The sequence below is a fragment of the Vagococcus acidifermentans genome (assembly GCF_003987655.1).
GTDB classification, from domain to species: domain Bacteria; phylum Bacillota; class Bacilli; order Lactobacillales; family Vagococcaceae; genus Vagococcus_B; species Vagococcus_B acidifermentans.
Window position 1 is genome coordinate 48694 of record NZ_NGKC01000006.1, and the last position, 24548, is coordinate 73241.

At 43.3% G+C, this 24548-nt stretch carries 20 protein-coding genes; 18 read left to right on the top strand and 2 right to left on the bottom strand.

From position 1 onward, the window contains the following. Positions 1–7: 7 nt before the first annotated feature. Both CBF27_RS06535 and CBF27_RS06540 read right to left on the bottom strand, forming a co-directional pair. The gene (locus tag CBF27_RS06535) at positions 8–505 is read right to left on the bottom strand and encodes a DUF2812 domain-containing protein (protein ID WP_126813519.1); all 498 of its coding nucleotides are present in this window, start codon (positions 503–505) and stop codon (positions 8–10) included. 144 nt (positions 506–649) lie between these two features. Then, the gene (locus CBF27_RS06540; RefSeq protein ID WP_126813520.1) at positions 650–958 is read right to left on the bottom strand and encodes a PadR family transcriptional regulator; all 309 of its coding nucleotides are present in this window, start codon (positions 956–958) and stop codon (positions 650–652) included. 130 nt (positions 959–1088) lie between these two features. On the opposite strand from CBF27_RS06540, the gene CBF27_RS06545 reads away from it, so the two are divergent. The 18 genes from CBF27_RS06545 (at position 1089) to CBF27_RS06630 (ending at position 24443) form a co-directional block, all read left to right on the top strand. Beyond that, positions 1089–1556 (top strand): MarR family winged helix-turn-helix transcriptional regulator, encoded by a 468-nt coding sequence (locus tag CBF27_RS06545; protein WP_126813521.1) that lies wholly within the window; start codon positions 1089–1091, stop codon positions 1554–1556. Then, entirely contained in the window at positions 1537–2505 is a 969-nt protein-coding gene (locus CBF27_RS06550; protein WP_126813522.1) for a ring-cleaving dioxygenase, read from the top strand. The genes CBF27_RS06545 and CBF27_RS06550 overlap by 20 nt, the downstream gene beginning before the upstream one ends. Before the next feature lie 5 nt (positions 2506–2510). Then, on the top strand, positions 2511–3113 hold the full coding sequence (locus tag CBF27_RS06555) for an alpha/beta hydrolase (RefSeq protein WP_126813523.1): 603 nt from the start codon (positions 2511–2513) through the stop codon (positions 3111–3113). 100 nt (positions 3114–3213) lie between these two features. After that, on the top strand, positions 3214–3894 hold the full coding sequence (locus CBF27_RS06560) for a DUF2087 domain-containing protein (RefSeq protein WP_126813524.1): 681 nt from the start codon (positions 3214–3216) through the stop codon (positions 3892–3894). Positions 3895–4314: 420 nt separating this feature from the next. After that, positions 4315–5592 (top strand): MATE family efflux transporter, encoded by a 1278-nt coding sequence (locus CBF27_RS06565; protein WP_126813525.1) that lies wholly within the window; start codon positions 4315–4317, stop codon positions 5590–5592. Between the two features lie 528 nt (positions 5593–6120). Then, positions 6121–6675, top strand: a complete 555-nt coding sequence (locus CBF27_RS06570) for a hypothetical protein (RefSeq protein ID WP_148112279.1) — start codon at positions 6121–6123, stop codon at positions 6673–6675. 209 nt (positions 6676–6884) lie between these two features. Continuing rightward, entirely contained in the window at positions 6885–7619 is a 735-nt protein-coding gene (locus CBF27_RS06575; protein WP_126813527.1) for a hypothetical protein, read from the top strand. Positions 7620–7636: 17 nt separating this feature from the next. Continuing rightward, positions 7637–9322, top strand: coding sequence for a coiled-coil domain-containing protein (locus tag CBF27_RS06580; RefSeq protein WP_126813528.1), 1686 nt, complete (start codon positions 7637–7639; stop codon positions 9320–9322). Positions 9323–9638: 316 nt separating this feature from the next. After that, positions 9639–11288, top strand: a complete 1650-nt coding sequence (locus CBF27_RS06585; protein ID WP_126813529.1) for a phosphoenolpyruvate carboxykinase (ATP) — start codon at positions 9639–9641, stop codon at positions 11286–11288. 727 nt (positions 11289–12015) lie between these two features. Further along, the gene (locus CBF27_RS06590; RefSeq protein ID WP_126813530.1) at positions 12016–13455 is read left to right on the top strand and encodes a helix-turn-helix domain-containing protein; all 1440 of its coding nucleotides are present in this window, start codon (positions 12016–12018) and stop codon (positions 13453–13455) included. 566 nt (positions 13456–14021) lie between these two features. Further along, the gene (locus tag CBF27_RS06595) at positions 14022–15143 is read left to right on the top strand and encodes a M20/M25/M40 family metallo-hydrolase (protein ID WP_126813531.1); all 1122 of its coding nucleotides are present in this window, start codon (positions 14022–14024) and stop codon (positions 15141–15143) included. Between the two features lie 9 nt (positions 15144–15152). Then, on the top strand, positions 15153–15992 hold the full coding sequence (locus CBF27_RS06600) for a YitT family protein (RefSeq protein WP_126813532.1): 840 nt from the start codon (positions 15153–15155) through the stop codon (positions 15990–15992). Positions 15993–16013: 21 nt separating this feature from the next. Continuing rightward, entirely contained in the window at positions 16014–17222 is a 1209-nt protein-coding gene (locus CBF27_RS06605) for a hypothetical protein (protein WP_126813533.1), read from the top strand. Between the two features lie 260 nt (positions 17223–17482). Next, positions 17483–18097, top strand: coding sequence for a signal peptidase I (locus CBF27_RS06610; RefSeq protein WP_211334628.1), 615 nt, complete (start codon positions 17483–17485; stop codon positions 18095–18097). A gap of 85 nt (positions 18098–18182) precedes the next feature. Beyond that, positions 18183–19157: a BsaA family SipW-dependent biofilm matrix protein gene (locus tag CBF27_RS06615; protein ID WP_126813535.1), complete on the top strand. Its 975-nt coding sequence runs from the start codon at positions 18183–18185 to the stop codon at positions 19155–19157. A 51-nt stretch (positions 19158–19208) separates the two neighbouring features. Continuing rightward, the gene (locus CBF27_RS06620) at positions 19209–19901 is read left to right on the top strand and encodes an LPXTG cell wall anchor domain-containing protein (RefSeq protein ID WP_126813536.1); all 693 of its coding nucleotides are present in this window, start codon (positions 19209–19211) and stop codon (positions 19899–19901) included. 70 nt (positions 19902–19971) lie between these two features. Then, a complete protein-coding gene (locus CBF27_RS06625) occupies positions 19972–20640 on the top strand; it encodes a SipW-dependent-type signal peptide-containing protein (protein WP_170175028.1) in 669 nt (222 codons plus the stop codon). 17 nt (positions 20641–20657) lie between these two features. Further along, positions 20658–24443, top strand: coding sequence for an RCC1 domain-containing protein (locus CBF27_RS06630; RefSeq protein ID WP_126813538.1), 3786 nt, complete (start codon positions 20658–20660; stop codon positions 24441–24443). The last annotated feature ends 105 nt before the right edge of the window (positions 24444–24548 follow it).

The window sequence follows — 24548 nt, forward strand, 5'->3', positions numbered from 1 at the left end:
TTTTGTATTACCGTGATGTTCTATTGAATGGATTGCCGCTTATCTGTTTGGTTTCCTGAAATGGTTTAAAAAAAACAATCCCATAAATAATCAAGTAAATCGGGAAGATAAAGGTCGAAATCAACCTGCCGGCAGCAAACGGCAAGTCAAATAGAAAACGGAACCAGAAAGAACTTCCTTGTTTTTCCCAGAGACCGGGTGTTAAGAACAAACTGTCCAAATGGTAAACAACACGATAGTTTTGGATAGTTTGAAAGAAAACGACATAAATAGGGAGCAATGTGATAAAACTTATCTTCATCTGACTTTTTATGCGTTTCAAGCGGTCGACTTGCGACTGAATATCAGAAAACAATTCATTCGTTATGTTGGCATCCCCAAGAAAGTACTGCATACCGCTTTGTCGGCTTCCCCAAATATGTGTCCAGCCGGCGTCTTGCATAAACAGCAAGTAATCTTCAAAGGCAACCCCGGTATCAAACACGCGGTAATCCAGACGGATAATCTAATGTGATGTCTCGATGGTTTTAAATTTATATAGGCACCCAGCTGTGACACTAGAGAGACATCGTCCTTTTTGGCAATTGCTTGTTCAACCACTTTTCCTGTTTATCACTAGAGATAAAAATTTTTAATTTTATAGTCATCGTTACTCCCCCATCACTTGATATAACTTAATTGTCAGCTGCATTCTCGCGACATCTGAAGCCAAAACCTGCTGTCCGTACTCGGTAGTCTGATACATTTTTCCTCTGTCGCTGTCGGATGAAAGTTGTGTCAACATATCTGATGTTAAAAGATTTTCGATGGCACCATACATGGTTCCGGCAGCAATTCTGACAGCACCTGAAGTAATATCCTCAATGATTTGAATGGCGAAATAGCCGTAATTAGGTTTGGAAAAAGCCAAGAGTATAAAAAACACAGTTCCAGTCAGTGGGATTTCTTTTGGTTTCATCGTATCACCACCATTATCTATAAAGTCAATCTAAATTTATATAAAGCATATTGATTGCAAATCAAACTTATTTAATGTAAGTTATAGTCAAGCTTAAGTTTAGACTTAAACTGATAAAGGAGGTGGGACCATGACAGAGGCGTTAAGCAAGCGCGAGAAAAAGCAGCTGGTCACTTGGTTCAGGATGATGCACTTTATCAATATGAGCAACCAGCTGTCAAATGACTTTCTAAAGCAATATGATTTGACACTGGCGCAGTTTGATATGTTGAATCAGATTTATCTTCATCAGCCTGTCACTCAGAAAGATCTGGGAGACTACCTGATGATTTCGAAAGGCGGCGTGTCCCAGATGCTTCACCGGCTGGAGGATAATCAGCTGGTTTACCGGGAACGTCAATGGAAGGAAAAACATATTTCCCTGACGGAGGAAGGCGAAACGCTCATGGGGACACTTCAACTTATCCAAGGGAAAAAACAGGCGGCGATGTTTGACAGTTTAACAGATGATGAGCTCGCTGTTTTTTCAAAATTAATGGAAAAACTAAAAAAAGATATCATGGAAAGAGGAGAAAAAAATGGCAAACACAACAATTAAAGGAATACATCACGTCACAGCAATGACGAGCAGTGCAGAAAAAAACTATGAGTTCTTTACAAAAATACTGGGCATTCGTTTGGTCAAGAAGACAGTCAATCAAGATGATATTCAAACATATCACACCTATTTCGCAGATGATGTTGCGGCACCGGGAACGGACATGACTTTCTTTGATTTTCCAGATATACCGAAAGGCAAAAAAGGCAACAACAGTATTTCAAGAACGAGCTTCAGAGTGCCAAGCGATAAGGCCTTGGATTACTGGGTAGCACGTTTTGATGAACACGGCGTTGAGCATGGCGAGATTGAGACAGCCTTCGGCAAAAAAATAGTGAAGTTTATCGATTTCGATGAGCAGAATTATCAGCTGATTTCAGATGAAAACAACAAAGGGGTTGAGGCAGGTATTCCTTGGCAGCGCGGACCAGTGCCTTACGAGTATGCTATCGTTGGTCTGGGACCAGTAGAAATCACTGTCAGTTATGCCGATACGATGAAGGTTTGGCTGACCCAAGTGTTGGGCTTCCGTCTCGTTTCGCAAGTCGACAACCGTTATTTGTATGAAACCGGTGAAGGCGGCAACGGTGCTCAAATCATCATTGTCAGTGAATCTGAAGAAGATTTGCCCAATGGGATGCAAGGCTACGGGGAAGTTCATCACGTTGCGGTACGTGTCGAAGACCGCGAAGCGCTGAACGTCTGGATTGACCGTATCAATCACATGAAATTGCCGAACTCGGGCTATGTAGACCGCTACTACTTTGAATCACTTTATGTTCGCATTGGTTACATTTTATTTGAATTTGCCACAGACGGTCCAGGATTTATGCAGGACGAACCGTATGAAACATTGGGCGAAATCTTGTCACTGCCACCGTTTTTGGAAAGTCAGCGGGCAGAAATTGAAGCGGCTGTCAGACCTTTCGACACCGTTTGGAAAGGATAATCATTATGGAACATCTTTTTATTGACGGCAACAGAAACCTGCCGGTGCTGCTTTTGTTACATGGTACTGGCGGAGATGAACATGATTTGCTGACAGTGGCAGACATGTTATCACCAGACTCTCCCAAGCTGGCATTAAGAGGGACCGTTCAGGAAAATGGGATGAACCGCTTTTTTGAACGATACAGCGAAGGCCAGTTTAATTTGGAAGATTTGGAAAAAAGATCAGATGAATTGCTTGAGGAGCTGAGCCGGCTATCCAAAAAATACCAGCTGCCGATTGCACAAATGATTCCCGTAGGCTATTCAAATGGGGCCAATATTGCCGGGCACATCATGCTTGAGAGACAAGGGAACTTTAACACAGCGATTTTGTTTCATGGCATGTTCCTCGGCAGACACACACAGAGTTTTCCGCTTGCGGAGCAGTCAATCTGGCTGTCGGCCGGGGTGAATGACCCGATTGTACCATTCAGCACAGCGCAGGATTTGCAACAGGCATTTGAAAAAAGAGGTGCGCAGGTGACACTACATCAAACAATGACCGGCCATCAATTGACAATCGAAGAAGTCGCTGCCGCGAAAAAGTGGCTCGCATCAATGACATAAAAAGAGGCATCCGCCTCTTTTTTATTTATTTGAAAACAAATAGAATAAATGTTACTATTTAACCAAACGTTCTAACGAAACGTTTGTTAGGAGTGGTAAAGTGGACGGATATCAAAAAGAAGGAAATATGTTTGTGTGCGACTTTTGCCAACAAACATATGAAGACGGTCTCATCTATACTGTGGGTGAACATCTGGCGGATGCTTCTTATGCGATGAGACAGCATATTTTGCAGGTGCACGGCGGTGTCTTGCAGGCACTGATACAGTTGGACCGCCATGAAACAGGTTTATCAGAAGTTCAGCAGCAGCTGTTGTCTTATTTTGCAGGACATTTAAAAGATGATGAGATAGCTGAAAGGATGGGCATACGTCCGGTGACGGTCCGCAATCACCGGTTCAAACTGCGGGAAAAAAAGAGGCAGGCGGAAAAGTTTTTAGCAATCATGACACTGCTGGAAAAAAATATTGATGAAGGAGAGGTCCCGATGATTATTCATGATGAGCGTTTTGATATTTCGGAAGAGGAACGGCAAAAAGTTTTGGCGAATTTCCTAGACGAAAAGGGGCTGGCCAAACAGATACCGAAAAAAGAAAAGCGGAAAATTATTTTGTTGCAAGAGCTGATAAAACGGTTTGACAGGCAGCGGAATTATACGGAAAAAGAGGTGAATCAGGTAATCACCACCATGTTTTCTGACTATGTGAGCATTCGCCGTTATTTAGTGGACTATGGCCTGCTTGCACGGACGCTGGACGGTGCCGTGTATTGGGTAGTGTAGTAAACAGAAAAACTGCCCGGTTTTCCGTTCCGGGCAGTTAAAAGGAGTTTTTATTTACTTTGGAGGAGTAAATAAATGAAAAGTTTGTTAGGGTTGTTTTGTTGGTATGCTTATATAATAGATGATAGTTGTGAATAAATTGTGACTAAAAAAATATATAAACATGAAGAAAAAGTTACGATAAAAAGACTTGCCCGCTGAAGCCTTTTCCTAGCATACATGCTCTGTGACACAGAGCACTCGCTGAACAGACAAGGGGCGATGTCGTCCAACTGTCAGCGATATGGTAAAATTAATAAAATGGGATACAGGAGGTATCGACCGATATGGACGCACCTGTACGAGCGTAAAGACAGCATCGTCTTTACGCAGGTCGCAAATACAGACCTGCGAGTAAGTGTTATGAAAGCAGGTTAAGTAATGAATAGAAAGATACTACATAAGATTTATTCGTTTTCAACGCCGCTTGTGGCGGGGCAATTGACCTATCAGACCGTCTCAGTTGTTTCCGGCATCATTAGCGGGCGCATTTCTCCTAAAGCTCTTCAACTGATATCTGTAATGGACAATCTCTCGTTCAACTTATTGGGGGTCATGGGAACGGCTGCTGTTGCATTCAGTCTGCTGGCGGCTCAAACCGACGATCGCAGGCAGTACCGCGATTATTTTAGCGGGACACTGGTTATTAGTACGCTGTTGGGAGTGGCCGGCGGCGTGTTGCTCCAATGCACACATCAATGGCTTTTAACGGTCTGGTACCGCATACCGGCTGTTATGTTGCCGGTTGCCTGTCAGTACAGCCGGCTGGTCAGTGTTAATATGTTTCTGACTATGCTGGTCTTCGCGCTGGCCGCCCATGTCAAGCTCCAAAGACGAACGGGTTTAATCCTGGCGGCTGTGATTACAGCCACTGTGATGCAAGTCGGATTCTTGGTACTGGGTGACTTGGTGCTGACTGATGAAACCTCCCGTGTGTTAAATGTCGGGGTTGCGCAACTCGTCGGCAATCTCGCGCAGGTGATTGTTTATACCACCGCTGAGTTTAAGCAGCTGCACGATGCGGTGCGCAGTGTCAGCACGAAGAAAAGGGTATTGTTGGAGGCTATATTGCCTTTATCCGGTCAGGAAATATTGGAAAGTTTGCTGGTTGAAGCCGGTTTAGTTGTGCTGGTGAGCCGCCAAGGGCCGCTGATTTTTGCTGGTTACACTATTTGCCGGCGCCTGGTGGACGTGGCCCTTATCTATCTGTTTCCGAATGTACAGGCATTGATTGTACTGGGCGGTGCCGAGTTGCGTCAAAGCGGAACCGTCAGGAAACTGCTCAGGTATGTTTTATGGTCAACCATGTCAGTGTACGCTATGTTCAGCATGCTGATCATGCTGAACATCACGCCTCTTTTGGCGTTGTTCAGCCGCAATCAGCAGGTTATCAATCAGGCCTATCAGCTCATTATTGTTGTAGGGTTGCTCGGGGCATGCCAAATAGGGTATGAACAGATCAAAGCCGTTCTCCAGCTTTATGGCTTGTCCCGCTATGTCTTGCGCAGCAGCACGTTGGTCAATTGTCTTTTGACAGGCTTACTGTTTGCCTTGCAAGCTGGCGACAAGGTGTCTGTTTACGGGACTCTAGCGGGTATCTGTGCGGGTACGCTGTGTTTGACCTATTTGTTTTATCGGAAATATGTGCAACTGATATGATGAAAGAACACTTCTGTGAACCGGCTAGCATGTTAGCTGGTTCGTCAGAAGTGTTTTTTGTCTGAGAGTGCTGGTCGAAAAGACGGACACCATCGTTTCAGCGGTTTCGAATAACAACTATTTTTTTTTTGCAAAAAGTTGAAAAATCATTTATTGACAGTGTTTTTTAATTATGAGATTCTAAACCAATGAGGGCTGAATGTTGGCTGGACAAGTTGCGTTGGCGATGTTGAACTGGTCTTTTGAGGGAGGCGAGTGAAAGCTGGTTGTTATTTGGCATAAGCTATCCAGGCAAAAATTCTGAATGGAGGAGGCATGCAGTTGGACATCCTGAGAGCAGCGGCTGTTGTGAGTTTGGGTCTTTTTTTTATGATGTTATGTTGCTGGGGAATCCGCCAATTGAAAATAACTCGGCTCGCTAAACCCTGCAACCGCTCAAATCAATTTCACAGAAAATTTGCACTATTTCAACAAAAAGAACAGGTACGTAACCGTATCATCCTATTGCTCGCTAATTTTCTGCTTACCTTGACGGTGCTTTTACTGCTGATGAAAATCAGCAATCTCTCGCAAAAGCAATGCGAGGTTTATGCCAAACTGTCACAGACCCGCGGGCTGAGTGATGAGCTGGCGACTGTCTATGATGAGTTGGCTGTTGTGGCAACTTCCGAAAGTTATCAAAAGGAAAAACACCGTGCAAGAAAAATTGAGGATTACAACTGGCCCGATCTGTTCAGCGAAAGCGGGGCAGAACAGGTCAAAGCGGAAATAGAGCGGGATTTGTCAGAAAAATTTGCGGAACCGCTCGGTGCTTCAGCAGTTAATTTGGAAAAAAATAACGCACAAAAAAAAGTTGCCGTTGAAATTATCCGTCAGTTTGATGAAACCTTTGAAGAGCAGGCAGCGGATCATGTCATGTCGCCGATTCTTGAGAGCTTTTCAAAAGTCAAGGTTGTTCATCAAGTGCAAGTGATAGAAAAAAATCACGCAGCGAAAGAAGTGAATCGGCTCATCTATTTAAAGGACAGCAAAAACAATGCGTTTGTGCTTTCCGAAGAAAAAGTTGTTCCCGGTAAAGGCTGACCGCCGGCTTTTACTACACGTGCCATCTTGATTGCCGTTTAAAATCATAAACTTATATCTTTTTTCATTATTTTGAAAAAAACATTATGAATCAGATGAGTCAATCAAGTATATAATTTCTAATACAGACAGTTTCAAGTGATATGCTTTGAATTGATAACATTATCGGGCAGTTTTCACTGAAGAAGGTTGTGAAGGGAGGCAAACGATTGGTTATTATCAACTGGGTTTCGACCGGTCTTATTGTCATTATATTTCTAGTGATTTTTTATTGTCTATTCCAAATACTGCGTGTTTCTTATATTCGCGCTGACAGAACAGCATCACAAACATTTCAAAAAAAACTGGCATTATTTCGTATGCGGACACACCAGAAAATAGTCCATTATCTGGTGTTTATCAATACTGTTATGGGGATTGTTCTGCTGTTGGTACTCTATTCTTTTTTCCATCTTAATGACCAGCGGCAAGCGCTCCAGAAAAAAGTCGCTGACTACGAGGAAACGACCGTTGCATTAAAACAGAAGAGTGACGTGTTGTATGATGAGTTGATGTTTGAAGACTACCCGTATGCAGGTGTCAGCCTGGCAGACTACCCATGGGAGGAACTGATGGTGGAGGAAAAACAAGTCGAATCCAAAGCCAAAATATCCGGCATGCTGTGTCGTGATCTGGAACCTTATCTAGGGAAAATCAGCGCTTTGTTGTCGGTAAACCAGAAAAAAGGGGAAGTTTCATTATCTGTGATTGAAAATTCCGGCGACGAGTTTTGGCAAGGCAAAAAAGTTTCCCAAAATATTGAGCAGTTTTTGAATGAAATCACTGATGTCAAGCTAGTTTCACAAGTGGAGATGATAGCGAAACAGACTGACAAAAAAAATCAGACAAGCAGCAACACCTATGTTCGCAATGATGAAACAAGTCAATTGGAACAGGTTCACTAGATAAAGGAGGAGAAGTGATGGGCAAAGAGAAAAGGGGCTGGTTTTTCTCAAAAAGCATATTGGATGAAATAGATGCGATTCCGGATGATGAGTTATTTGATGAGGACGACGAGGCGTCTTATGCGGTAAGTACGGCGGATAAACAGCTGGAGACTGCCCATTTGCACCAGACAATCGATTCATTGGAAAGTCAGAATCAAAGCTTGATTGCACAAATTGAAGAAGAGCGGGACCAGGCGCAAAAAGATATTGCGATGCTTCAGCTTGATATGAAAAAAAGTTATGCACAAAAGCTTGAAACAGTCGTCCAACAGCATGAACAAAAGTTATATGATGTAAAAAACAGCAATCGTGAACTAAAGCAATTGCTTGAATCTAGCCGGCAGCAGTTGAACAGTCTGAAGCAGCGTCTGGAGCACAGCGGCACATTAGGTGAAGAAGAAGTCAACGCACTAAAACAGGAAAACGCAATGCTGCAAAGAAGTGTGAACGAGTACGAGCGCTCCCTTGCACAGATTATCGACAAAGAGAAAGCTGTCAAAAACGAATTCACCAACGAATTAAATGCTTTGAGACACGAAAATGAACAGCTGAGGTCTGATATCCGTACACAAGAAGCGGCAGTACAGACGATTGAAGCATCGTACCAAGACAAATTAGCCCATCTGGAAGCAGCATATTCAGTTGAACATGAACAGTTCAACCGGTTTGAGGCAGAAAGACAAGCCTACCAAAAAAATCTGCAAATTGAGCAAAACAAAGTTGAAAACTACAAGGAACAGCTGGAAGTATTGTTGGCTGCACAACAAAAAAACGATGCGCTGGTTGCAGCGCTGGAGTCACAGCTGGTTGAGCAGGCCAACAGTCATGAACAAGCAAGAATCAGTCTGACTGAAGAAGCACACCGATTGCAGCGGCAAGTCTCTGAACTGGAACAAGCGCAGGCTGACAGCCAAAAAATGGGCGAAAAGAACGAGGCCGTGTTCGACCAGTTCAGACAAGAAAAAGCCGTCCTGCAAAAGCAGTTGGCAGATGCCGAGGCTGAGGTAAGTCAGCTGACAAAACAACTGGCTGAAACTGCCGGATTAAAAACCGAAATGCACCAACTGGCAGCTGAAAAAGATTGTTTAAACAGACAGCTGGCCGAACAGCAACGTGAGCAGGCACAATTGCAAGAGCGCCTGACACAATCAGCCCGCGACTCGCAACATACAGAGCAGCTGATACGTGATCTGGCAGCCGCCCAGACCGACGTGGAACAGCTGACTGCACAACTGTCAAATGCCCATGCTGTTCACGAACATCTGACCAGCGTTATCGCCCAAAAAGAAGAGGAATTATCCGCGTACCAACAAAGATCTGAGGAAGCTCTGGCAGAAAAAACACGGGAGGCAGCTGCCTTGTCCGCTCAAGTGGCTCATTTGTCCGAGCACCCTTACGGCGATTTACGTTCGGAAATGACGCGGGCGCAAGAAGAAATCGGCGAAGTGCTGATTTCAGCTAAACAACAGGCAAAAAGAACTGTCAGCGATGCTGAAAAAGAAGCCGAAAGAATCATCAGCACCGCAAAGCTCGAATTGCTGAGCATTCGCGGAAAAGCAAAACAGATTTTTGACAGAATCAGCGAGTCAGAACAGAGCGTTGCTGCGATTTATGCAGATATGCAAGAAAAAATCGCTGACTTGACTAAACACTGTTCCTAGATAAAAAATCTGCTGATAAAAAAACAAGATACTCGTCCGGCGGTCGTTTGGCAGGTATCTTGTTTTTTTCGGCGTGAGCCTGCGGGAGTTGTTCTACTGCCGGCGGAGTCAAAAATAGACAAATAATCTGCCCAATTTAATAAATAGCACATGATTCGTTGAAATTAGTAAGCGTTTTATTTTTTTTCTGGTAAAATAAAGCTATAAGCTTATCGAACGACCGCTTAACAGCCAGTTATAAAAAGCCGACGTTTTAAGAAAAGGAGTGGCACGTATTAACAATTGACGAAATTATATAATTTAGGAGGAAGAAGGTATGAGTTCAATTGATCGATTTTCAATAACAGACCTTGTTAAAAAAAATCCGCAATTATCAGAGTTCAAAGCAATTATTGAAAGTGTTTTTTATGAAAACCACGTACAACCAGTCAACAGTTTGAAAGAGGCATACCAGTTGGCAGCTGAATCACCAGGAACGATTGTGACCGATATCCCTGTTTATCAGCCAGAGAAACTGGACATTCCGGCAGATGCCAAAGTACTGGTTGACAATTGTGGCGAGATTGTCGGCAGAACAGCCGCCGCACGGAGACTGATGAATCAGGACACCATCGACAGAAAAAAGTATGCCGCACTCTTAAGGGAAGCTGTTTATGTGTCACGTGACCGCACATTCTATCGTAGTCAAGCAGTGGTGGGATTGGATGAAGAGTTTATGGTCAAGGCCAACATCATGGTATCGGAAGGCTATGAATCGTTATTATATTCTTATTTGCTTAATTTCCAGATAGTCAATCACTCGTGGCGTGACAGGTACCGTCAGTCAAAAGCGTATCCTGAAACGGATTTGTTTTTATTTGTTGATCCTGAATGGCGGCACCCGGAATTTCCACAGGGCCTGGCTCTATTCGATCCGGATCATAATGTGGCGGCTGTTCTCGGCTTGCGTTATTTTGGCGAAATCAAGAAAGCCACCTTGACGATGGCGTGGACGATCGCGCACCGCAGCGGCTTTGTCTCTTGTCATGGCGGCATGAAACAGTTTCAGCTGCCTGATGACCGGACATATACGATGGCGGCATTTGGTTTATCCGGTTCAGGCAAATCGACCATTACGCTGTCGAACCACGGAAACAAATACCCGATCAAGGTGTTGCATGATGATGCGTTTGTCGTTTCCCATGATGACGGCTCGTCCATAGCTTTAGAGCCGGCTTACTTTGACAAGACACAGGATTACCCGATGACGTCAGAAGCCGTGAAGTATTTTCTGACTGTACAAAATGTCGGCGTAACACTGGATGATGACGGCAGAAAAGTACTGGTGACAGAGGATATCCGCAACGGCAACGGCAGAACAGTGAAATCTTTCTTTTCGACTCCGAACCGGGTGAATAAATTGTCGGAAAAAATTAATGCGGTCTTTTGGATAATGAAAGATGACAGCTTGCCGCCGCTGGTGAAAATCAATGATCCGGTGACCGCCGCAGTGTTTGGTGCAACGCTGGCAACTAAACGGACGACAGCTGAAAACGTCAGCCCCGATGTTGACCTGAAAAGTCTTGTGATTGAACCTTTTGCCAATCCGTTTCGCGTGTATCCGCTGGCGGAAGACTATGAGGCATTTAAACAGCTGTTTTTCACACACAAAACAGACTGTTACATTTTGAACACAGATCATTTTAACGGGAAAAAAGTCACCCCTCAAATTACATTGGGCAGTATTGAAGCGGTCGTGGAAGGGCGCGCGTCATTTGAACAAATGGGAGATATGGAAGACTTGTCCTATTTAGTTGTGCCTGAGTACCAGCCTGACTTTAATGATGCTGCATATGTTGAAAAAATTAAACAACGATTAGCTGTCAGACGCCAGCACATTTTAGCGAACCAGCAGGAAGCAAGTGGCTTTAACGCCCTGCCTTCAGAAGCGGTTGAAGTTTTAGACAAGTTAATCCAATCATTGTAGATTAAGCTGATTAGACACTGACGAAGGTGATGTTTTCGTCAGTGTTTTTTTTCATGACAAAGGCCGGATATGGTTAATAGTTATAATAAATATACATATATCGTTAATAACGGTTGTAATTATCGTAAAACTTTTGACTGAGAGGAAAAAATGAATATAATATAACTGAATGTATGATAAAAAAACAAAAAAATAAGTTAAATGAGAAGGTTTAAAGAACAGGTAATGAAATAACGCTTTTTAAATATTTTTTGATTTAAAAAAAAAATAATTAAAAATTTTGACAGAAGACGATGCTATAATTTTGCTACAGATCACTGGTTTTTTGAATGAAACGCCAAAAATTTAAAAAACGTTTTCTTTAAAAATGAATATTATATTTATAACAATCATCAGTATTAAAATAGTTTTGTTTTATTGTATAAAAAAACAGACATCTTCACTAAAACCGGCACAATATAATGTTGAATGTCTGACTTTATTGATGACTGAGATGAAATCAATTTTGGGGAATTGATTATAAAGTTATGTTTAGCAGACGAACTTCAACTGCACATATCATTTTCAGTTATCTGTTCAAGGAAGGATTAATTAGGGAGATATCCTTTCTTAATAGCAGTACATTCGACCAGACACAGCGACGTCTGGATTTGCCTTCTTATGACGAAGGAAAAGGTCATTGGGATATTGATGATTGGTAATGTAAGTGAGAGTGGTGAAAGAATAAATGTTTGTCGAATTTTTAGAGAAAAAAGAGTCAAGAAAACTGCGGCTGCTGCGTTATTTAGAAGAGCAGCCTGCAATGTTGGCAATCAAGGACACAATCATGTCGGAATTAGGGCTGTCGACATTTCTTCTGAACAAAACGCTGGAAGAATTGTCTGAGGATTTCAAACAGCTCGGGTTGTGTACACGCATATCAATAAATGAGGATTACCGTTCAGTTCAGTTGGAAGAATCCAGCAGAATTGATGCCAATGTACTTGAAAATCTGTATATTAGACGGTCAATGGGCTTTTCCATGGTTTCAACAATTCTTTTTGGCAGATTCGATTCAGTGGAAAAGTACGCAAATGACAACTTTATCAGTTATCCGGTTGTCTATAAAAAATTGAAAGTATATAGAAAAGAACTTGGCAAGTTGGGAATCACTGTTAACAGAGAATTCTTAATAGAAGGCTGTGAGCAAAGTATCCGAAAATACTTTTTATGGTTATTTTCAGCTGTTTATGAAGATGACTATTCTTATTATCCGGCCTCGGTTTTAAAAGCAGCTGAGGAGTTGTGCCAGATTATTTTCAGGTATATCAAACAAACGATTCCCCTGTCGTCCAGAAGAGACTTGAAACATTTCATTTCACTTTCGTTGCTGCGCATGCAGCAAGGTTTTTTTCTGGAAAAAACGGACGAAAACAAATTGCTGCGGGATTTTGAGTCGTACGATATTTTCGTTAGTCTTGATCAATGGTTCACCAGCAAAAATTATCGTTTTACCGAAGAGCAGAAAAACGTGGAAGTCTCTGAACTCATGTTTTTTCTGGTTGCACTCGACACCTTCCCAAAATCGTGGTTGTCGGATGTGGTCACCTCGGACTTGATAAAGGAAATGAATCAGGCGTTTATCAAAGGAGTAAGTCGTGAATTTTCTGTCAGTGCAGCAGAAAAACAACGGTTAAATGAAGAATGCAACCTCGTCCATTATCAGGCGTTAAATTTTTCATTTGAAGTCAATCGGATGCTGAAAGAGTACGATGTGGCTTATTTTCTGGAAGTTTTCCCTGAATTTGTTGATTTTTCCAAAAAATTTATCTCGAATCAGAAGAATAATACTATCATCTGGGAGTTAAGAGAGGTATTGTTCCTGAAATACTTGCTGATTTTAATCAATATCCTGTCTTTAAAAGACAGTTTGCCGCCGATTTATATTTATGTCGATTTTTCATACGGTCGTCTATACAATGAATTGATTCAAAAAGAGATAAAGAAAATCAACGATTTAAATATTATTTTTGATACGCATGTTACGAGGCGCACCAATCTTATTTTGTCAGACCGGAACTTTCAAACAAGTGTTTCCGCTGAAAAAATAATCTGGATATCCCCTCCGCGAGTGACAGACTGGTCGCACTTCAATGAAAAAATACTCGAAATACGCAAGCGCACATGATTGTTTATGATGGTGTGTGAGTCAAAATATCACTGACAGCTTCATCCCAATTTCGTATTGGGATGAAGCTTTTTTTCTATACCGATTTATTTGCCGGTAGTTGGGGTTGACTAAATCTAATAAAATAACGAATAAAATTATATTTATATAAACGAACACACATTATGTTATCATTATCCGTTATGTTATTAGCATAAACAATACATGGAAATCACATATAAATGCCTTTTATATTAAGTTTTTGCCATTTAAGCCCGTTTGCACATGGATAGGAAAAATGTGAATGTTTAATCAATCACAAATGACTGGATTTTTAAATAAATAACATTTAGTATGGTCTCCGTAGAAACGTGCTGCCACTGGCTGCATGCGAGATAGGAAAGTCGCTGAAGGAAAAATGGTCTGCAGCAATACTGGTTAAAACTTGTGCAACATGAGAAGTGTTTAACAGGAAGCTTCTTTGTTCCAGCAAGTTTTTTAATAAATGGGGATAAAGACTGTATTAGGGGCATAATTTATGCGCCATGTTGGGAAAAAATTTTATTTGTATAAGGGAGAGATACACTATGAAGAGAGAAAGACTAGTAGAGACGTTTAAAACAATGGTACAGATTGACTCGCAGTCTGGCGAAGAAGGTGCTATGCATGAGTTTTTGACAGACAAGTTCAAACAGCTTGGTCTGACAGTCAAAGAAGACGATTCCATGCTGAGTACAGGGCTTGGGGCAAACAATTTGGTTGCCACCCTGGCTGGCACTAATACTGCCAAAGAGCCGATTTTCTTTTCTGCCCATACAGACACTGTTTCACCGGGGAACGGTATCAAAGTAGTTGAGCGGGACGGAGTGCTCTATTCTGACGGCACAACTATTCTAGGTGCCGATGACAAAGCAGGCATTGCCATCATGCTTGAAGCGATTGAGACAATCATTGAAGAAGAGCTTCCAACTGGCAAAGTTGAGTTTGTATTGTCGCCAGGGGAAGAAATCGGATTGGTCGGCTCAAGTGCCATGTCTATGGATTTAATCGAGAGCAGGGTCGGTTATGTGCTGGACAATGCGGGACCAGTCGGCAGTGCGATCATTGCCAGCCCGACACTGTACATGTATGATGTGACAATTACCGGGAAAGCAGCACATGCCGGGTTGGAGCCTGAAAAAGGCGTGTCAGCAATGGCTGTTTTGGCACAGGCGCTGCCGCACATTCAAACAGGCCGGATTGACGCAGAAACAACGGCGAACATCGGCGTGATTTCAGGCGGACAGGCAACCAACGTCGTCATGGATGAAGCAGTACTGAAAGGCGAGGTACGTTCGATTTCCAAGGATAAAGCCGATGCGTTGATTAAAGAAATGACGCAGGCATTTGAAACGGCAGCCAAGGACAACGGGGCGGAAGTCGCCATCAATGTAGATTTGAAAGCTACCGGCTATCGTATGACAGATGATTTGACTGTCATGAAGCTGTTCAGACGTTCAGTCGAAGCGTTGGCGATTGCGCCTAGAACGGAAGTCAGCGGCGGCGGAAGTGACGCAAATGTGTTCAATGCTAAAGGGAAAGAAGTTGTAAATCTGTCGATTGGGTATGAGGAGATTCACACGACATCCGAATACATTCCGGTGTCGGAAATGGAAAAAGGAGTGGCGCTTGTTTTAAGGCTGATAGAGCATTCTCCAACAAAGAAATAAGGTGTGTATATGGTTAAAGTAGTTAAAAACATTGTCCAGATTCTGGTATCGGTATTCATTTTAGCAGTCGCCATCAATATGTTTCTAGGGCCGCATGATATTGCAGCAGGCGGGGTCAGCGGCATAGGGATTTTAGCAGAGTCGGCTTTGAATATTGACCGGTCAATCGTTGTGTTTGTATTGAATGTCATCATGCTGCTTCTTGCCATCATGTTTCTCGGAAAAAAAGTGTTTCTCAATATTTTATTCGGAAGTCTGGCTTTTCCATTTGCTCTTGCAGTTGTGCCTGAGGTGACGCTGACCACAGACAGACTGCTGTCAGTGATTTTTGGCAGCGCGGTCTTTGCTATTGGAGTGGCGATGCTTTACCGCATCCGGGCTTCCAGCGGAGGAACTACAATTCCCCCTTTGATTTTCGAGAAGTATTTCAATCTGAACACATCCATTGGCTTGTTGCTGACAGATATGGTGATTGTGTGCATGAGTCTGGTAGTTTTTGGCTTCGAAGAATTTTTGTATGCAATTCTGTCCATCATCATCACATCAATGGTTATGACGTATATCGAAACGGGTACCAAACGCCGCAAAGCACTGATGATTGTCAGTCCTCAGAATACCGGTGCCATTCGCGAAGCACTGAAAGTCAACTTGGCACGAGGCATGACAATCTTCGATGTGCGCGGCGGTCATGATGACAATGCGCACGAAATGATTCTCCTGACGATTTCAAACAAGGAGTATCCCAGAGCGCTCGAAATCATTGATGCAATTGACCCAAAGTGTTTTTTGATTACCTATAATGTTGCTGAAGTACATGGATTGGGTTTTACGTATCACCCGATTCAGTAGGATAAATAATGGAGGAATAATATGGAACCCGTATTAGCTTTTACAATAGTAATGGCGATCTGGACGATTGGAGAGTTTATCTCATCCAAGACCCGAGCGCTGATTTCAATGATGCTTGTTGCATCGATGATTTTTTTAATTGGTTTTTCGGCGGATTTTTTTCCGCATGATTTGATATTAGATTCGGGTTTGCTGAATCTGGGCACTGCAGTCATCGGTATTATCATCGTACACTTGGGCACCATGATGAGCTTTGAAGATTTAAAAGCTCAGTGGAAAACATTTGTCATCGGCGCTTCCACGGTCGTGGTGATGACGCTTGTGTTGCTGTTGGTCAGCCAGTTATTCTTTGACCGCAATATTGCGGTTGCCGGTACTGCTGCGATTACCGGCGGTACTGTTTCTGTATTAATGGTACAAGATAAAATACAGGAAATTTATCAGGCCGGTCAAAGCACAGGTCATTTAAGCAGTTATTTACTGGCGGTCTTTCCGCTTCTGATTCTAAACATGAAAAATTTAGTCGGCTTTTTGGTAACTGCCAATATTCTGAAGAAGGAAGCAACTCGTGTGAAGGGCGAGTACCGCAAGGGCAACTTGAGCTTTTATGAAGAAGAAGTAGCAGCTAACACTTCTGCTGATGTCAAAAGTGTGCTGCCTGACTTTTTGCAGACACCGTATGCAACGCTGTTTTTGCTCGGGTTGACCGTGTATGTTTCCGGCTGGCTCAGCCGGATGTCGGGAGGCTATATCAATACATTTGTCATCGCACTCTTGCTGGGGATTATTTTAAGGCACTTCAAAGTGTTCAAGCCGAATGCGTTGACTCCGACTGACAGTTTCGGTTTGCTGATGATTTCAATTATGGTGATTGCTTTTGGCCCGTTAGCGGATATCCAGCCGAAGGACTTGCTGGCGCTTGTTTGGCCAATCATCTTTTATCTGGTTGCCGGTGTGTTGATTATCTTTGCTTCTGCTTATGTTATCGGACGACGTGTCGGCTATTCCGGTCCGCTGTCCATTGCAGTCGGCATGACAAGCTTTTTTGGATTTCCGGGAACGATGGTCTTGACCAAAGAAGCAGCGGCAGCTGTCGGCGAGACGGAAGAAGAGATTGCTGTCATCGAACAGAATATTTTGCCGATAATGGTTACCGGCGGTTTCTCGACGATTACCATTACCTCAGTCATCACCGGCGGCTTGATAGTCGGTTTGATGATGGGCTTGTAACCTCAAAAAAACAACTCACAATCGTTAGATGTGCAACTAACGATTGTGAGTTTTTTTTCTTTTTCTAAAATTGAAAAAAAGTATTAAAAATAATCGATATGTTCCATGTTATATTTTTTCTAACCTGATTTGCTTAAATTAAATATAAATTTATGCGGAAAAAAGGATACGTGACGGCAAACGCATAAAATTTCTGAAAATTATAAATTTAAGACATGCAGGCAGATGTATTGCAGATGGTAAAACCGACGGATGGGAGAATGTTAACAGTGACGCAATTTGACAACCAAACAGACACAGCGGCTGCTGTGTCTAGGAAAAAAGCAGATGACAATCATACCATAGTAAAAAAGATAGGAGGGCTGCTTTGGCACTTCTCTTTTTATCTCTTCATTATTCTGATTATCAGCGGTGCCGTATTGTTTAAATTTAGTGATCATCCGGATAAATCGTTCTTCGGTTTCCGCATGTACAATGTTTTAACAAATTCGATGAAGCAAACAAGTCCCGCCCAATCAGGTAATTTTGTCGCCGGGGACATGATTATTGTGAGAGTGACACCGCCGGAGGAAATAGCAGTCGGTGATATTATCACGTTTAATCCGGGCGATGATGCGGAAGCTTTTCTGACACATCGGGTCATCCAAAAAGAAAAGCTGGATAATGGAGAAATCAGTTTTGTGACGCAAGGCGATGCCAATAATTTGGCAGATCCCGAGATTCAAAGCGGGCAAGTGATTGGCAGAGTCGCTTTTGTGATTCCATTTGGCGGCAAAGTCATGACATTTATTCGAGATAATCTGATGTTTGTCAGCATCATGATAATCGGTATTCTTGTTCTTTCTGTGCTAATCAAATACTTTATATCGTTATGATTGCCGCGGAAACAAATGTCAGGATATGAATCGCGGCCGTTGGGCTGTGTTTTATATATAAATTTTATAGGAGGAGAGTTGTTTTATGAAAAAATCAACTAGGAAAAAACGTGTTTTGGGAGCGACACTCGTGTTGTCAGCCGGTTTATTGCTTGCTGCAACCTATGCGTGGTTCTCATCCACCGACAATGTGACCAACAAATTTACTACAGGGGCACTGCCTGACGGCTCAGTGAAAATCTGGGAAATCTTTGAAGAACCGACAGCATGGCTTCCGGGCGAAGAAGTTGAGAAACAAGTTGGTGTGATTAACAATAGTGAAGGTGACGTCGTCGTTCGTTTGGCTTACAAAGAAGCGATGACTAAACTGGAAGCTGACGGCACGAACCTGAAAAAATATGTTTTTCCTACCAAACAAACAGGAAGCGAGTATGTTCCGGCACCATCTGTCGACTATTCTGTGACAGGCGATTATAAGGAACTGTCCATACTTGGTTTGACTGTTGACGGCAGCCTGCCGGATGGTGTCAAGCTGCTGGGTAAACGAATTGCGGAAGATGCTTCTGGTCAGACGAAGTATGCGTTTGTCATTTATGAAAAAGACGGTGACAACTTCCATTCAATTGCCGCAGACATTTCCATGAATGACGCAGGCACTGTTGTTAGTGTAAAAGATGTCCAATATGTTTACTACAAACCAACTGCTGAAGTAACTAAAGACTGGGCACAAGCGAAACCAGCTGGCACAAACACATCTGCTATTGACGACAAGCTGCTCTTCACATACAACAGCTTGACAAACACACCGACTGCTGAAAATTGGGTTTATGGCGAAGACGGTTGGTTCTACTACATCGGCAAATTGTCAACAGGTGAAGTTTCGCCAATACTGCTTTCCAGCGTGACACTGCACAGCTCTGCTGACAACACTTACCAGCTGATGAACTACAGCTTGGATGTCAGAATCGAAGCATTGCAAGCGACACCAGAAGCAATCAACGAAGGCGGTTTCCCAGGTATTCCTGACGCAATCAAGCAAGCAATGATAGATGCACTATAAGCACAGTCAAGTCAATCTCCAGTGAGGTTGCAGTGAACAGGAGTTTTGCACATGAAACAAATGCTTAAATTTTTTCTTAGCGGCATTCTCATCGTTTTTTTCTGTTCGACATCCCCGCATGTTGCAGCGGCTGCCAATCTTCCTGACGGTTTTTTAGTCGGTGATGACGAGGGTATTACCATCTCAAAAGATGGCGGCTATTTCTTTCACTTGGAAGATTTGCAACCTGGAGATACCATAACGAGGAAACTGATTGTAAAAAATACCAGAGATGAGGACTATCATTTAACACTTACAATTGAGCCGAAATCCAAGTCTGGAAAAATTGATTTAGTTGAAAAAATGTCTATGACAATCTTGTCAAACGACCGGGTAATCTATTCAGGAAATTTAAGCAGCGACTCTTCTGGAAAAACAGTCGCTAAATGTGAAGTTCCTTTTGGAGAGATTAAAAACAACTCGGAGAAAACCTACACGATTCAATTAAACGTGGCAGATGATATAGCTTATTGGGATTATTATTCAGGTAAAAGTGAAGCAATTGTTGATTGGCGTTTTGACGCCAAAACAGTGCCTAGCGAGAGCAAATCGTCGTCAACAGGCGGTTTTCTGCCAAAGACAAACGAACAGCATTCAGTGATGCTGACCTATTTAGGGATGACATTAACTTTCCTGACACTTATCTATATCTTTGTTCACACGCAAAAGAGTCGTAAAAGGCATATCAAAGAAATTGATGAATAATCGTAGACAAATCAAGTAAAAGCTGTTTGGACAGCACATGCTTGATTGGTGTAAGAAACGAGGTGTGGCAATGCTAAAACAAAAAAGTGCGGCTGTGTCGGCCGCACTTATAAAGAGAGTGAAAAGACTGAAGGAACAACACCCGAAAAGGTTATTCCTCGCCTGTCTTGTCACAGCTCTCTTGATTCTTACTTCCACCTTGGCTTGGTTTTCAGCGGCAGATTCAAAAGAAAATAATTTCAAGTCAGCGCATTATGAGTTTCAAGTGAATGTAGTCGATCACTTTTTGCCGCCGCTTGAAATTGAACCAGACAAGGAAATAACAAAAATAGTAAGTGCGACTAATACTGGTACAGTAGATGCTTTCGTTCGCGTTATGGTTTTTCCAGTCGCATTAAAAGACGGAATACCAATGGAAGTAAATTTAAATGACCGCGTTCAGTTGTCAAGCCCGAACATCACTCATTGGCGGTTTGGCAATGATGGTTATTATTATTATCTGGGAAAACTTTCTCCCGGAGAAACGGCTCCGACCCTGTTTGAGTCAGTAACGTTGACTATTCCTGCAGGCGCATCCGAATATGCCGATGCAGAATTCGATATTATCGTTAAAACTGAAGCTGTTGACACCGTCAAGTGGAACTACCGAAGCTCTTGGTGGGGGACACAGGAAGAACAGGATGCCAGTGATACTGCCTATAAAGCAATTGATGACATATTGTCATCACTTACTAAATAGCGGAAGGGAGTCGCAAAATGAAAAATAAACTGAAAAAGAAACGATTCATTAGGCTTCAGCTGCTGGCTGTCCTTCTTTCTGTCACCGTAGGCAGTGTTACCTTATTCAATGATCCAGTATCATTAAAAGCGGCTGAGCTGACCAGTTCAGAGATAAGCGAGTCAGTTCAGACGACTGACCAGTCTGTTGCCGAGACAATGGCATCGTCATCAACATCTGCAACAGCAGAAAGCATAAATCAGCCCTCAGGGAAAGATGACGCAAAGATAAGCAGCGAGGACACGGCCATTTCGGAAGAAAGTCTGCCCGGAGTGCCAACACTCAGGGCAGCCGCTCCATTTTCTGCTGCTGAAGATGCCTGGATTCCGGAGCAGCAATCCATTATCAAATTTGAACAGGCTGAGACAAACTATCTTGGAGGGATAGCCCTTGACGCTGCAGGGAAAGTTTGGACATGGGGCTATAATATTCACGGTATGCTGGGCACCAACAGACCGATAGTTCCGGCAACTTATGCCGGCGGTATGGAAAGACTGGATTATTTTGTCAAAAACAATATCGAAGTGGTTGATATTGAAGCTGGTTATCACACGAACTACGCAGTTGATATAAATGGTGTCGTCTATGCGTGGGGCAGAGGTAACGAAGGACAGATGGGGAATGGCACAGTAACTCCAAATAACCCGGTACCTGTCGTAGTGACGTCCTTAACAGGCAAAAAAATCGTTAAAATCTCAACAAGTATTGAAGCATCAAGCTTTACCTATGCTATGGATGACAAAGGCAACGTATATGCTTGGGGCTATGCAGATGATTACCGCATTCCGGATAAAATCAGCTATCAGTCTGTTGCCAGTGAAGTCCCGTCTTTGTCAGCGATTGACATTGTAGATTTCGATTTGGGCAACAAACACGGTATCGTACTGGATAAAGAGGGACGTGTCTATGTTTGGGGGTCGGATGCCTTCGGGCAAATCGGCGATGGCAGCAGTACTACACCCGCTGTCTATCCCAAAGAAGTAGCCTACTTCGCAGACAAAAAAGTCAAGCAGGTCTCTGCTAGCTTTGAGAGCAACTTGGTGCTGACAGAAGACGGCAAAGTCTTTCAGTGGGGGCAAATTTACAAAACCGCTGCCCCAGTAAATGTTAGCCTGCCGGAAGAAGTCAAAATCGACAGCTCTTCAGCGGGATATATGCCGCAAGTTGCTTCAGTGACTGCCGGAAGAATGGTCAATTATTTCACCGACACGAACGGTAGAGTCTGGAGTTGGGGGTACAACACCTATTACAGCTGGGGAACGGACGGCTCGCTGCCTTCCAAATTAAACCATTCCGTCGCTGTGGCAACTCAGATGCCGAAGACACTCGGTGACGGCGATACTGAAGGAGTCATCAATGTACCGAAAGCACCGGTTTTCTCCGGCCACACATATGGGCAAGCATATGCATCGTTTTTAAGCTATCAGAATCACGGTCAGTGGTCGTCAATCGGTGACGGATTGCACCCCACTATCTATGACAAGAAATACTCTGTCACAGACAAAGAGCCGACAGGCGATTCGCATACCAATGTTTACTTGCTGAACAAGCAAGGTGAACGGCTGGTTTATGTCATTAAAGTTGATGATGACGGTACATACCACGGCAACTACTATATTGCTGAAGACAGTTATAACGGCGCTTGGGCAGTCATGTTATCCAACAAAGAACTTCCGGCGGGAGTGACGTCTGAAACCAGTTTTCCTGCTATCAAAGAGTCGGAACGCGGCTGGATAGGATTGTCAGTGGATATTGATACGTTCGATTTTACAGGCAATAACTTGAAAGAGATGCCTTATGTTCAGAGTATCAACACGTACCAGTCTTCTACGTTGTTCCTTGACCCTGCCGGCAACTTGTACAAAACAGGTCTGGATGGTTCGGGGACAGTGGCGTGGGGTTGGGATTATTCAACCTATGAAAGAGGAACAGCAGGGAATAATGCCGCCAACGGTTTGTACAATATGTACACTTATGAAGTGATGTTCATGCGCGGTGCACCGCGGATGAGCGCGCCAAGCGTCACTGTTGATAAGCCGGAAAGCAAAAAATACGTGTCACAGGACTTGAGCGAATCCGTGAAATTGACGATTGAATTGGATGGTGCAATGCACGATGAACAGCTGAATATATCTGTCGAACCAGAATTAAGAGAGGCTAAATATGTCGTCATGCCTTATGACAGCTCAGATGAGAACGTCGTTAACAGCACACCGACGAAAGAGGATTTCATGAGTGCCTATAATAGTGGCGCTTATGAGAAAGGTGATTACATCCAAAAAAATCCGGACTGGGATCTGGTGCATAATTTGTCAGAAAAACCGATTACGCTGACTGATGACAGTGTAACAGTCAAAGACAATTCAGTTGTTTGGGTTTACACGGAAACCTTGGCCTACACGCAAAAAATGTCGCAAGTGACACGGGCTGTGTATGATAATTTCTATACAGATGCTGTCATTACCCATAATGGAATGGCCTACGGTCAGACTGACGAACTGTACCAAAAGACAAGTCAGAATGTCACCAAAGTCACTAAGGATAAGATTGCGGATAAAGTCGGATTTCCTCTTGATACAGAGGGGAATATTATCGGAGAGCCTAGTCAGCCGCCAACTTACGGCTATGACGAGGTTTCAGTCAGCAAATTCGACGAGGCAGTTCTGCCGACTTTTATCACATCCGATGAAACAACGATAGCAAAACTGAAAGAACAATACCGCTCGGACATGCTTGAAAAGGCTGAAAAGGACTACACCGACTCAGGTGCAGCTTGGAACAAGGAAATTGAGGATGCCTATCAAGCGTGGGTCGACACATGGTTTGATGACTGGTTTGAGAATGAGTGGCTGATGCGCTATGCAAGTGTCTGGAAATGGCACGAGCCTCAGAGCAGTCAAAAGACGTACACGCTGAACGGCGTTGACAAAACCAACAATGATGATTTGACAGCGGCAACCGGTGAATTGCCAGTGAGCGAAAGTTACACGCACACATTCTATTACACGAAAGACGCTGCTAAGTTTGCGCAAGTACATTATCTCGGAGTGGACCGGGAAGGCGACCAGCTTGACCAGTTCAGGATGAGCAGTGAGGAAGTACTCAAAGGTGTCACGTATCGGCGAATCCCCCCGGATTTATTAGAGACACTAAATGTCACCGCTAAAAAGTACATGACTCAAGATGGACAGCCGCCGACTGAATTTCCGTTGGACTTGTCAGTCGCTGCCGAGCTGGGGTCAGCCGGTGAAGCAGAATTTATGATTCCGCTTGGTCAAGACCTCAATAGTGAATTGACTGTTATCTTTATTTATGAACCGCCAAATGTGCATTTGAACGTCAGACAGGTGATATTGAACGCAAATTATCTGATTCCCCTTCCGGATAACGGCTATTTGAGCGTGGCTAATGTCAAACTGACCGACAGCCAACAAGCAGCCAGTTCTAAAAATCTGATTTCAGCCAGCGGAAAAAGTGATACTCGAGTTGCGTTTACCCCTTACATCTTGACTAAAGAAAAAGGGTATGACGGGATGCTCGTTTCATGGATCACACCGCAATATTATCAGTATGAAGGGTATGTCCTCACATCGGAGGAGGACGCACACAATTTGTCAGGACTAGTAACATCCCCTGAAGTCAAACTTGACTATACGTCAACCGATGCCTATTGGCTGACTATTTACTTGAGTCCGACAGATGAAACAACAGGTCTTTTTTCATGGGACAGCGCGACTAATGATTTCGGCACAATCAAGCCGTAATTCAGAACAGGAAAAGTAGCTTTATCCGTCGAATCAGTTGCTGTACCCTTTCATGAACCGTTAGTCAATTGGATAAAACAAGCGGACAATCAGCTGATTGTCCGC